Here is a 12,766-nt window from a genome sequence, read left to right as displayed (position 1 = left end):
CTCACAATGGCTATCAAAAGAAGAATTATGATTTAAACGAATGTACATTGTCTACATCAACTACCTCTTAATTAGGTTTTCTCTTGCCTTTTTTGCTATTTTATTGAATTCACTTTGAGAAATTCTTTTCCCCTTAGTAATATTTTCTAATTTTATTTTTTCTTTTGGTTTTATCTTAATTTGTTTTGCATTGTATACAATTGTACCTGATTTTACTTTGAGCACTAAACCAGGTAGTCCAACAAAATTAGCGGGTCCAAAAGGAAAAGCAAGTTCTGGAGTATACCATACAGTTTGTTTTACCTTTGTTTTACCCTTCCTGCTCATATACTCATACTCTCTCTCTGCCAAGTAGCATACGTATTCTCCTATTTTTTCTTGTTTGTTTAACATTGTCCAATTAGAAGAATCATTCTTGGTCTCAATTAAATAGTTTTTTTCTAAAAAATCTACTTCCTTAGTAATCGTTTTATCTTTAACTGAATAATAAAACTTGTTTCCTGCTTTATAAATTATCTTTGCCATTTTATAAGCATACTGATTTTCCGAACCCTTACGCATCGGATCAATTAATTGATAAACAGAATTTTGATTAGAAAAAACAAGCTCTAAATTGAATTTCTCCCCTTCCTTTTCTATAGCTTTAAATAATTTATCTTGACTATTATTTTGTGATTTATATTTTTCTTTATACTCTTTTGTTTCTTCTACTGTAGCATTGTAAATTACTTTTCCAATTACCTCTTGGCCATTACATACATTAACTAAAAAGAAGAAAAACAATGTAATAAATAAATAATTTTGTGTTTTCATTTTAACATGTTTTATCTGTTGCTTTTAACAATAGGTAAATTATAACCGTAGAGGGATAAGCATTAGTTAGAGGTATGTTTATTTATACTTACTGTACTTTTTTTTCTTATAGTCAAATGCTTTTTGTAACATTTTTTCATATTGCTCAAGAGTCATTTTTATTCCACTTTCAGGAATCTTAATTTTTTCTTCCTTAATATTCATTCGTATTCCTTTAACATTGAGTCTGTATTTTCCAGTGAACTCTAGTTCTAGGATTAAACCAGGTAAACCTGAAAAGTGAACAGGTCCATAATTAATTGGTATTTCTGAGGTAAACCAAGCTATAATTATATCTTCTTTTTTTGTTTTACTATTTGTTTTTTTCGTTATAGCTTTTCTACATAAATATCCACTAATAATTTTTGTCTCATTAGTAATTAACCAATTAGTTTTTGGGTAAGTAATTAAGTATAAATCTCCATAAGAACTATATGCATTTACAGTAACATCATTCTTTTTATCATTATAAAATGTTCCACTGTTAACTAGTATTTTTAATAGGATATTTTCTTTTTTATTTAACTCTAATTGATCAACTTTATTAAAAGATGAAAAATTCTTATTAAATTTTAGTTGATATTCAAGAGTATTTTTATTACTCATTAATTCACTTATTCCTTTTTTTACTTTTTGAGATGCTTTTAGAGTATCTAAGTTTATTTCATTTTGTTTTAATAAACTAGCTGTATAGGTTACTATACCATTTGAATTTTGGGAATTAACTTTATAATTATAGGTAAAAATAATTATTGTTATTAAATAAATTACTTTTGCTTTCATTAAACTAAAAGTTATTAATACTAGAGGAAATTATAATTTCCTGTAGTATTGAATTGATTAAAAAATAATATTATTAAACTTCATAATAGCAGCTTGCTAACAGAAATGACTCATAGTCAGCTAGTTCTTGTAATGTAAAACTTGAATGTTCATATAAAGTTCTAATAATAGAAAATGCATACTCTTGACATTCATCCTCTTGATAGTCTTCAACAATTAAATTTTCAGTATCTGTTGATCTTAGATTCTCATTACCTAAAGAATTAAAACTCAGTAATGAAAATGAAGTTAAGCTCAGTGTTACAATTAAAACTATTTTTTTCATGTTTTATCTTTTTTATTTTGGTTATTTATATTTTACTTCTCCTCAGGTTTTCTAAAGAAGACAAACATCCTCACCGCTTGTATGAGGTAACACGTCCAAAAAATTAAAAAGAAAAATGTGCGCAATTTTATAAACATTTTTCCTTTTTCACTAGCTAGCTGATAATAAAAAGTGATCAATTTTTTTATTATCACATCAAACTTATAAAATTATTTTCTTATAATTTGTTAAAAAACAGGAGAATATATAACATTCTTCACAAAAACCACAAATAAGTGTTTTTACATAGTAAAAACGCCGCTTTTTTGTTAAAAGCGACGTTTTTTATTTGTTTTTATGTCTTTTGACCCTACTCGTTCTTTTTTGTCCAGTTATCTCTTAGTCCAACTGTTTTATTAAATACTAAATTTTCTGCTGTTGAATCATCATCTACATTAAAGTATCCTAAACGTTGGAACTGAAAACGGTCACCAATTTTTGCTGTTTGTAAGCTTGGCTCAACGTAAGCCGTAATTTTTTCTAACGAATTCGGATTTAAGAACTCCATAAAGTCTTTGTCTTTATGACTATCTGGTGCTTCATCTGAAAACAATCTATCATACGCTCTTACCTCAGCCTTTACTGCGTGTTTTACAGATACCCAGTGTAAGGTTCCTTTTACCTTGCGCTTGCTTTCTTCCGTTCCACTTCCTGATTTCGTTAATGGATCGTATGTACAATGAATTACCGTAATGTTTCCATTTTCATCTTTTTCTACGCTATTAGCCGTGATAAAGTATGCATTCTTTAAACGGACTTCTTTTCCTAATTTTAAACGGAAGAATTTTTTATTTGCTTCTTCTCTAAAGTCTTCACGTTCTATATAAATTTCTCTTGAAAATGGAACTTCTCTTGTTCCTGAATTTTCATCTTCTGGATTGTTTTCAGCAATTAAAATCTCTTCTTGATTTTCAGGATAATTATCTATTACCACTTTTACTGGGTCTAAAACAGCCATCACACGATTTGCTGTTTTGTTTAAATCTTCTCTAATTTTAAACTCTAGTAATGCTACATCAATCACATTTTCGCGTTTAGAAACTCCTACTGTTTCCACAAAGCTACGAATGGCTGCTGGTGTGTAACCACGACGACGTAACCCTGAAATGGTTGGCATACGTGGATCATCCCATCCTGAAACGATTCCTTCTTCCACCAATTTCATTAGCTTACGTTTACTCATTACCGTATAGCTTAAGTTTAAACGAGAGAATTCTCTTTGTTTTGGTGGTAATGGGTATTCTGATTGACTATACTCATACACGTTATCTCTAAACCAATTGTATAATTCACGGTGAGGTTTAAACTCTAATGAACATAGTGAATGAGAGATTTGTTCTATATAATCACTTTCTCCGTGTGTCCAGTCGTACATCGGATAAATTACCCAGTCATCTCCTGTACGGTGGTGTTCTTTTTTTAAAATACGGTACATGATAGGATCACGCATTAACATATTTGGTGAAGCCATATCTATTTTAGCACGTAATACATGAGAACCTTCTTCAAACTCACCGTTTTTCATACGTGTGAATAAATCTAAGTTTTCTTCAACACTTCTATCTCTATTTGGCCCTGCTACTCCTGGTTGTGTTGGTGTTCCTTTTTGCGCTGCCATTGCTTCAGAAGATTGGTTATCTACATAAGCTTTTCCGTCTTTAATTAGTTGCACTGCCCAATCATATAATTGTTGGAAATAATCAGAAGAATAGCATTCTTTTTCCCATTGATACCCCAACCAAGAAACATCATGCTTAATAGCATCTACGTATTCTTGCTCTTCTTTTGCTGGGTTTGTATCATCAAAACGAAGATTTACTGGAGCATTGTATTTTTCTCCTAAACCAAAACTAATACCAATAGCTTTTGTATGCCCTATATGTAAGTATCCGTTTGGTTCTGGCGGAAAACGAAAACGCAAATTTTCTTTTGGCATTCCATTTGCCAAATCTTCTTCAACAATTTGCTCTAAAAAATTCAATGATTTCTTTTCTTCTGACATCTTTATAAATTATGTACGTGTTCTATTTTTACAACCTTCTATAGTTCTCTCTTAAAACTTAATTAATTTAAGAGCTTCCTAAAAGGTTTAAGCAACAAAATTACATAGAATCTATGAGATAATTACACAAAGAAAATTATGGATTATTTTTTTTAATAAAAAAACGGAAAACCTATATGGATTTTCCGTTTTTGGTATTTAATGTATCGTCTGAATTTACTTCCCGTACGAGTTGTTTTCTTGATTTACGTCTGCCATTAGTTTTGATGGATCAATTTCAACTGATTTCACCTCTTTTTTTGTTGTAAAAGTATACGTTGGATGTGCAAAAGTCCAATCTGTAATAACTGTAGCATTAGTTGGTTTTTCTCCACGCATCATACGTAACGGAATATTAAATGATTCTTTTGAACCGTCTGTATACATTACCTCAAGATCAATAGGCATTGGCATTTGACCAATACGTTCTAAGGTAATTTCTTTTCCGTTTACTGATTTAATTCCGTAATCGATAGTATGTGTTGTTTGCGTCCATTCATTCAAATACCAGTCTAACTGAAGTCCTGAAACTTTTTCAGCAGTACGTTTAATATCGTTTGGAGTTGGGTGTTTAAAAGAAAAATCTTCAAAATACTTCTTCAACGTTTTTGCTACATTTTCTTTTCCAATAATATATTCTAACTGAGATAAGAAAATATTTCCTTTTGAATAACTCGCAACTCCATACGCTGTATTTGTATGATACCTATCAGCATGTGTTGTTAAAGGCTCTTCCATATTATTTTTTACCACGTAATTATATCCTCGATAAGATCCTGCATGCGGATTTTCTTTCCCTTCTTCTAAAATTTCATTTTCTGCTTTGTTTGAAATATAGGTGGTAAACCCTTCATCCATCCAAGGGTGTTTACTTTCATTGGTTGCCAACAAGAATTGGAACCAAGTATGTGCTAATTCGTGTGCTGTTACACCAAATAAGCTTCCCCATTTACGTTGCCCTGTAATTAATGTACACATTGCATATTCCATACCTCCATCTCCACCTTGAATAACTGAGTATTGTTTATATGGGTATTGCCCAATATGCTCACTAAAATACTTCATTAATTCAGCTGTTTTAGGTTGTAGTTTTTTCCAGTTCTCTAAATATTCAGCATCTAATGTTTTCTTGTAAAGGAAATGTAAATCGATTCCATTATCCATCTTATAGGTATCATGAATAAACTCTGGATCTGCTCCCCATGTAAAATCATGTACGTTTGGCGCAGTGAATTTCCATGTTAATTTATCTCCTGAAGGAAGGTTTAATGGTTTTGTTTTGTCTTCGTAACCATGACCTACTTCTTGTGGATTTTGCACATACCCGGTTCCTCCAACTACATAATTTTTATCTATATGAAGTGTTACCTCAAAATTACCCCAAACTCCGTGGAATTCTCTTCCTAAGTATGGTGGTGTATGCCAACCTTCAAAATCATATTCAGCCATTTTAGGGTACCATTGTGTCATTGACAAAGCAACTCCTTCAGCACTATTACGACCCGAACGACGGATTTGTTTTGGTACTTGCGCATCAAAAATCATATCGAACGTTACACTTTCTCCTGATTGAATTGGTTTATTTAATGTAACTTCTAAGATGGTTCCAACAGTTTCGTGTTTTACTTCCGAACCGTTTTGTTTTAAAGAACTTACTTTAATGTATCCTATTTCTGAAGGTGATAATTTACTAATACGATCTCCTACTCTTCTATCTGGATCTTGAATATTTCTTGAACGAACATCCATTTGTGAGTTTGGTTGAAATGCATTGAAATATAAATGATAGAATACTTTATTTAATGCATCAGGCGAATTGTTTGTGTACACCAATTTTTGCGTTCCTTTATATTGATATGTTTTAACATCCATATCAATATCCATAGTATAATCAACATGTTGCTGCCAATACCCTTGGTTAGATTGCTTGTGTACTTTTGTTTTTGTTACGGTTTTGTTTTTTGTACTATTTACAGTAGCACAAGAAATAACCGGTAACAATAAAAGGCTTAAAATTATTTTCTTCATATTAAACTGATTTAATCCCCATTAAGGTTAGTGTTCTCTTAAAATCACTTAGTTCTTTTTCATTTTTTAATACTGGAAAACTACGTCTTTTTCCATTACGTAATTTTAGAAAAACCCGATCTCTTCCGTTGGTTTTTCGGGTTTCTATCCCTTCTATTTCATTAAGTAAGTATTTAGATTTCCACGATCTTTTTACCACATAATAAAATATTACTACTACAGAAACTACTGCAAGCAAAAACATAAAAACAAAAAGAGTTTCATTGTTTTTATAACTCATTAAATACAACTGAACTCCCATATTAATTCCATTAATCAACATCAAAGAGATAATTAACCATGAATGCATGGGTACTTCATCTTTTATTGTTAATTCCTGTGTTTTTTTGTTGAATTCTAGTTGCATGTGTTTTCCTATAACAAAAAAAGAGCATCAAAAAATAATGCTCTTTTTTAGCTTGTTTATACTGGTTTTATTTTCTTCCGTTTACCATTCTATCAGCCATTCTAACAGCATTGTATGCATTTACAACACGCCCTGATACTGATAATTCTGAGAAAGGTACCATCTCATCTCTAGTTCCTGGTTTAACAACCTCTAAATCTATCTTCGTTCCAGAGTTCATTAAAATGTGCTTTACTTGACTCGCTGTTAACTCAGGATAATAAGAACGCACTAATGCTGCAACTCCTCCTGCTGCTGGAGAAGCCATTGACGTTCCATTAAACTTCTTGTATTCATTATCTGGAGTTGTTGAATATACCTGTACTCCTGGTGCAAATACATCTACATTCTTTTTACCGTAATTAGAGAAGTTTGCTGGTAATGTTTTATCATAATTAGCACTCATTGCTCCAATAGTTAAAAAGTTATCTGCAACTTCATTTAGTAAATCTGGTGCATCATTAGGAAAGGTTTTCTCTACGTCAATATTTTTACCATCATTTCCTGCTGCATTTACAATTAACACATCTTTAGATGCTGCATATTTAATTGCATCGTAAACCCATTCTTTATTAGGAGAGAAACCTTTACCAAAACTTGTGTTGATTACTTTTGCTCCGTTATCCACAGCATAACGAATCCCTAAAGCCACATCTTTATCATACTCATCTCCATCAGATACTGAACGAACAGCCATAATTTTCACATTGGCAACTCCGTTCATTCCTTTGTCGTTATTTCTTGTTGCTCCAATGATACCTGATACGTGAGAACCGTGCGCTTCTCCTTTTTCAGAGTGACCTGTATTACCGTTTCCGTATCCTGGTTTATCGTTAATATCATACGCATTATCACCTACAACAGTACGGTAGTCTGTTTTTAAGTTGTCTCCATTAATAGTCTTTTGAGCATCTTTAATACCTTTTTCAAAGTACTCTTTTGCTTCTTCAAGTGTATCAAAATAACCAAACATTCTAGTAGCAAGGTTTTTTGCATTGCCTAACATTTCGTCATTGGTATTGATGGCTTCTACTTCTTCTTTAGTGTAGGTTGATTTTCCAAAGTATTTAGTAAAGGCTTTATCAGCATCCGAAATCATTCCTTTTAAACCTCCATAACGAGCAACTGTTTTCTTTGCTTCTGCTATTTTCTCAGCTTGATACGCTTTTACTTCTGCTAAGGTTTCAGCATCTGCAACCTCCGGCTTCATTAAAATACGCTCATACTCTAAATGCTCTTTGTACGCGTCTCCTAAGAAATTCCATCCATTGATATCATCAACATAGCCATTTTTATCATTATCAATTCCGTCTCCGGGAATTTCCTTCGTGTTTACCCAAGCTACATCAACTAAATCTTCATGTTTTAAATCAGTTCCTGAATCAACAACTCCAACGACAACTCCAACATGCTTTTTACCTTTTAAAAACTCATAGGCTTTATTTACACTCATTCCTGGAATTGTATCTGTAGCCAAGTCTAAATGTTGCCAGTTTTCTTGTTCGTAATCGGTTAACTCCGCTTTTTTCGCTGGAATATTCACTACGGTATTACTTCCTGCTGGCACAGGGATTTTGCTTACTGTTTTACAGCTAGCTAAGGTAGCCACTGCAATTGCCGAGTAAAATACGGGCTTTAAAACTCTCATAATCTCTATCTTAATTAAAAATATCTGTAAACTTAAATGTTTCTTTTAAACGAACTCCTTTTTCTGTATGCTTTACGGTTATTACTTCGTTGTAAGCATCGTGTTCTAAAAACAGGTAAAATTCTTTATCGGCTGCTTCGTTTAAAAAAGCTTCTTTTTCTTTTAAGGTAAGTAGTGGTCTTGTATCATACCCCATAACATAAGGCAAAGGAATGTGACCTGCTGTTGGTAATAAATCTGCCATAAACACCAATGTTTTTCCTTGGTATTCTATTTTTGGCAGCATTTGTTTTTCGGTATGTCCGTCTTTGAACAATACATCAAACCCAACATAGTCTTTTGCATTTAGATGCAAAAAGTTTAATTGTCCGCTTTCTTCAATTGGCAAGATGTTTTCTTTTAAAAAAGAGGCTTTTTCTCTCGCATTTGGATGTACTGCCCAGTCCCAATGACGTTGGTTACTCCAAAAACGTGCATTTTTAAAAGCAGGCTCGTAGCCTGTTCTGTCTTTATTCCATTGAATTGCTCCTCCACAATGGTCGAAATGTAGGTGTGTTAAAAACACATCGGTAATATCATCTCTATGGAAACCATATTGTGCTAAAGAAGTATCTAATGAAAAGTCTCCATATAAATAATAATATCCAAAAAACTTATCGGACTGCTTATTACCGATACCTGTATCAATTAGTGTTAAACGATTACCATCTTCAATTAACATACAACGCATGCCCATTGAGATCATGTTGTTTTCATCAGCTGGATTTGTCTTTTGCCAAATCGTTTTCGGAACTACGCCAAACATAGCGCCTCCGTCTAATTTAAAGTTTCCTGTTTCTATCGGATAAATTCGCATAGCTACAAAGATGCAGAATTTTAACGAATTAATTTGTTAAGGAAAACAAAAAAGCACATCTAAACGATGTGCTTTTTGAGGTGTCGAGCGGATTCGAACCGCTGTAGATGGTGTTGCAGACCACTGCCTAGCCACTCGGCCACGACACCTTATATTGATAAGGACTGCAAATTTACAGCTTTTATCGTTTTTTGCAAGCTTTTTTTACTTTTTACGCACTTCGGATAAAACAATTACTACCTCAGCAACATTTCCTCCAATGGGTGGGTTAATTTTTGCTACGCTAACTTCCGCTTCATCAACCAATTGTATCTCTTTAAATATTCTATCTAAAATTCGTTGAGCAACATGTTCTAGTAATTTAGAACGAATTGCCATCTCTTCTTTTACAATTTGATTCAAATGCACATAATCTACCGTATCAACCAGCTCATCAGTTTGTGCTGATTTTTGTAAATCGGCCTTTACTTCGATATCTACTCGGTATTCCGAACCGATTCTTGCTTCTTCATCTAAGCATCCGTGATTTGTAAAAACACGAATGTCGTTTACACGTATAATTCCCATCCCGCAAAAATAGTAATGTTTCTATTAGAATTCATCCAAATTTTTATCAGATTTCCTAGTTCGTAAAGAAATCAAAGATGTTGCTTAAAGCACTCGTTCTCGCTTTGTAAAACTCAGTATAACTACATCTTTTACAAGTTACACTGGTAAACTTTTTGTTTTGTACATCAAAAATTTTAGACAACGTTCCTCCCGTTGCTCTCATTTCAGCTACTTCGTAGGTTTTATTATCACATTTCGGACAGGTATAATTTAATGGCTTACTCATAAATACTTTTAGTTTTTATTTATAAGAGTCAAAAAATTAAAAAATGTTACAAACTACTTTATTTCAAATGTTTGATTCAACTCACCCATCGTTACTTTATACTTTCCTTTTGGTAAATAGTATTTGTCATTCTTTGCTTTTTTTATCTCAGCATCTTTGTGTTTCTTTAAGTACTTTTTTCTTCCTTTTTCAGAAAAAGAAACATCATACACTACTTCATTAAGCCCTTTCGTTGCATTCGTTTTTATAGTGTTTACCAAAACTTTATCTGAGTATACTTCTAACTCAACTTCTTTATCTGTACTTACATAAAACGGAATTGTGATTTTTGGTGTACTTGGTTCTAACCATTTACTCCAAGAACTACCCCAAGATTTTCTTTTCTTAATATCCTTCATACTGAAAATAGCTTCTTTATTATCAAATTCTTGTAACGAAGTAATATTTGCTTTGTATAAACTACGCCCATGCGTTCCTACTAATAAATGTTTTGCTTTAGGTTGAATTACTAAATCGTGTACTGCAACATTTGGCAATCCGTTGCTAAAAGCTTCCCATGTTGAACCTTGATTGAAAGAAACATACAATCCGTTATCTGTTCCCAGATATAAAATATTTTCTTTTTTAGGATCTTCCTTAATCACGTTTACCGCAGAAGTTGGAATATTACTACTAATGTCTTTCCATGTTTTTCCGTAGTCATCAGACATGTAAACATATGGTGTAAAATCATCAAAACGATACCCGTTTAACGTAACATACACACGTTCTTTTTTATATTTTGAAGCGATTACACGACTTACCCATAAGTTTTGTGGAAAAGAATTGGAAATCTTCTCCCAGCTTCCTCCTCCGTTTTTAGTTACCTGTACCAATCCATCATCAGAACCTACGTAGATTAACCCAAATTGAAATGGACTTTCAGAAATTGTAGTTAAAGTTCCGTAAGCTACATTTCCTTCTTTTTCTCCTTTGGTTAAATCTCCTGAGATTTCTTCCCAATCATCACCTTTGTTTAAAGAACGATGTAACTTATTTCCTCCTAAATATAAAATGTCTTGATTGTGTTTTGATAACTGAATAGGAGTTTGCCAATTGAATCGATATGCTGGCTTATCTTTTTTAGGTTTCGGCTGAATATAAGTTTGTTTTCCTGTAGCTCTATCAATTCGATAATAGTTTCCAAATTGATATCCTGTATATACAATGTTTGGATTCCTATTATCAACAGCCACTTGCATACCGTCACCTCCCATTAAACTTTCATAAGGATTCTTCCCTGTTTGATGCCATCTTTTATCAATTTTTGCATTATGGTCTCCAACCCAAACGCCATTATCTTGCATTCCTCCATACACCTTATAGTTTTCTTGGTTATCAGCATATACCGTATAAAACTGCCCAACTGCTGGCTGATTTAATTTAATCCAGCTTTCACCATCATCGTATGAAATATTTAATCCACCATCATTTCCATCAATTAAATGTCCCTGCTTTTTAGGGTTTACCCATAATGCCTGATGGTCTGCATGCACATTCTCTTTACTAATAGATGTAAATGTTTTTCCTCCATCTTTCGATTTTAAAATTGGAACCCCTAATACATAAATTCCGTTTTCATCTTGTGGATCTACGCGAACTTCTCCAAAATAGTATCCATACGAATAGTATAAATCATCTAAATATCCTTCATGTGTTTTTTTCCACGTTTTTCCTCCATTAGTTGTTTTAAAAACTTCTGCTCCTATAACAGGAGTATCAAACAGCGCTGCATTAGCATCTTTTAAGTAACCAATTAAATCGCTTGGTCTCATTTCTCCTGGACTTGAACGAATGATTTGCTTAATATTTTCTGCACGATATTTCTCTTGAAGACCATTCATTTTTATAAATGAATTTAATTTTTTGTCTTTCATATTCAAAAGTTCATCAACTGAAACTGATGCAAATTCTTCTTTTGTCAGAGCTCCTGAGCCTTTAGCTTGTTTGGTAGAATCTTTTTTTCTTCTGAATTGATTATCATGAAACGCATATACTATATTTTCATTAAACACCGCTAAGCCAATCCTTCCTACTCCATCTCCATTAGGAAAACCATTGTTATCAGAAATTTTAGTCCAAGTATTTCCTGCATCGGTCGATTTATATATTGCTGAATTTTTTCCGTCTCCATCAAAATTCCATGCTTTACGTTCACGCTCCCAAGCAGCAGCATATAAAATATTGAAGTTGTTCGATACTGGTTGAATGTCAATAATTCCTGTATTTTCATCAATAAATAGTGTTTTTGTCCATGTTTTTCCTCCATCAGTGGTTTTAAAAACTCCTCTTTCATTGTTTGGAGAGTATAAGTGACCAATAGATCCAACGATTACCTCATCTGGATTTTTCGGATTGATTAAAATTCGTCCAATATGATGTGAATCAAGCAACCCTACGTTTGTCCAAGTTTTACCTTTATCAGTAGATTTTAAAATTCCGATTCCTGCATACGATGAACGAGAAGAATTGTTTTCTCCTGTACCAACCCAAATTGTTCCATTTTTCCAATCTACAGCAATATCACCTACATTTTGTGTAGGAGAGTTGTCTAAAATTGGAGTAAAAGTAGTTCCATTGTTATTAGTATACCATACTCCTCCTGAGGCATATCCTACATAAAACTCTGTAGTATTTTCTGGGTTTACATCAATGTCCACCACACGCCCACTCATTACTGTAGGTCCAATATTTTTAAACGGTATATTTTTTACCGTAGAGTTTCTAATTAAAACTTCCTTTTGTTGTAACGCTTGTTGCACCTTTTCTACAGGTGTATGTTGTTGTGCAACAATTACCAGAGGAAATAAAGCGATAAAAAATTTGGCTACGATTCTCATTATAATTTGGTTTAGAAGAAGTGAAAATACTGTAA

General features: G+C 32.7%; 11 protein-coding genes and 1 tRNA gene. All 12 read right to left on the bottom strand.

The features are described 5' to 3' along the window. Nucleotides 1-60: 60 nt before the first annotated feature. The 12 genes from ACN0WY_RS06905 to ACN0WY_RS06850 all read right to left on the bottom strand — a co-directional run bounded on the left by ACN0WY_RS06905 (nucleotide 61) and on the right by ACN0WY_RS06850 (nucleotide 12,731). Complete coding sequence (locus tag ACN0WY_RS06905; RefSeq protein WP_417799911.1) at nucleotides 61-813, bottom strand: GLPGLI family protein; 753 nt, start codon at nucleotides 811-813, stop codon at nucleotides 61-63. Nucleotides 814-891: 78 nt separating this feature from the next. Next, nucleotides 892-1,635 (bottom strand): GLPGLI family protein, encoded by a 744-nt coding sequence (locus tag ACN0WY_RS06900; protein ID WP_417799910.1) that lies wholly within the window; start codon nucleotides 1,633-1,635, stop codon nucleotides 892-894. 73 nt (nucleotides 1,636-1,708) lie between these two features. Continuing rightward, nucleotides 1,709-1,960 (bottom strand): hypothetical protein, encoded by a 252-nt coding sequence (locus ACN0WY_RS06895; protein WP_417799909.1) that lies wholly within the window; start codon nucleotides 1,958-1,960, stop codon nucleotides 1,709-1,711. Between the two features lie 349 nt (nucleotides 1,961-2,309). Continuing rightward, entirely contained in the window at nucleotides 2,310-4,001 is a 1,692-nt protein-coding gene (locus ACN0WY_RS06890) for a glutamine--tRNA ligase/YqeY domain fusion protein (RefSeq protein ID WP_417799908.1), read from the bottom strand. A gap of 216 nt (nucleotides 4,002-4,217) precedes the next feature. After that, the gene (locus ACN0WY_RS06885) at nucleotides 4,218-6,068 is read right to left on the bottom strand and encodes a M1 family metallopeptidase (protein ID WP_417799907.1); all 1,851 of its coding nucleotides are present in this window, start codon (nucleotides 6,066-6,068) and stop codon (nucleotides 4,218-4,220) included. A gap of 1 nt (nucleotide 6,069) precedes the next feature. After that, nucleotides 6,070-6,474 (bottom strand): hypothetical protein, encoded by a 405-nt coding sequence (locus tag ACN0WY_RS06880; RefSeq protein ID WP_330487789.1) that lies wholly within the window; start codon nucleotides 6,472-6,474, stop codon nucleotides 6,070-6,072. Nucleotides 6,475-6,541: 67 nt separating this feature from the next. Further along, nucleotides 6,542-8,161 carry a S8 family peptidase gene (locus ACN0WY_RS06875; RefSeq protein ID WP_417799906.1) on the bottom strand — a complete coding sequence of 540 codons (1,620 nt, stop codon included), beginning with the start codon at nucleotides 8,159-8,161 and terminating at the stop codon, nucleotides 6,542-6,544. A 10-nt stretch (nucleotides 8,162-8,171) separates the two neighbouring features. Beyond that, complete coding sequence (locus ACN0WY_RS06870; RefSeq protein WP_330487787.1) at nucleotides 8,172-9,017, bottom strand: MBL fold metallo-hydrolase; 846 nt, start codon at nucleotides 9,015-9,017, stop codon at nucleotides 8,172-8,174. A gap of 78 nt (nucleotides 9,018-9,095) precedes the next feature. Further along, nucleotides 9,096-9,166: transfer RNA gene (locus ACN0WY_RS06865), tRNA-Cys, on the bottom strand. A 55-nt stretch (nucleotides 9,167-9,221) separates the two neighbouring features. Continuing rightward, a complete protein-coding gene (gene folB, locus ACN0WY_RS06860) occupies nucleotides 9,222-9,584 on the bottom strand; it encodes a dihydroneopterin aldolase (protein ID WP_417799905.1) in 363 nt (120 codons plus the stop codon). Nucleotides 9,585-9,639: 55 nt separating this feature from the next. Continuing rightward, nucleotides 9,640-9,852 (bottom strand): zinc ribbon domain-containing protein, encoded by a 213-nt coding sequence (locus ACN0WY_RS06855; protein WP_121146520.1) that lies wholly within the window; start codon nucleotides 9,850-9,852, stop codon nucleotides 9,640-9,642. Between the two features lie 53 nt (nucleotides 9,853-9,905). Next, nucleotides 9,906-12,731 carry a VPS10 domain-containing protein gene (locus ACN0WY_RS06850; RefSeq protein ID WP_417799904.1) on the bottom strand — a complete coding sequence of 942 codons (2,826 nt, stop codon included), beginning with the start codon at nucleotides 12,729-12,731 and terminating at the stop codon, nucleotides 9,906-9,908. Nucleotides 12,732-12,766: the final 35 nt, after the last annotated feature.

The sequence above is a fragment of the Tenacibaculum sp. genome (assembly GCF_048269885.1).
Lineage (GTDB): Bacteria > Bacteroidota > Bacteroidia > Flavobacteriales > Flavobacteriaceae > Polaribacter.
The sequence above is the reverse complement of the archived record's forward strand: the minus strand, read 5'-3'. Positions and strand labels throughout refer to the sequence as shown.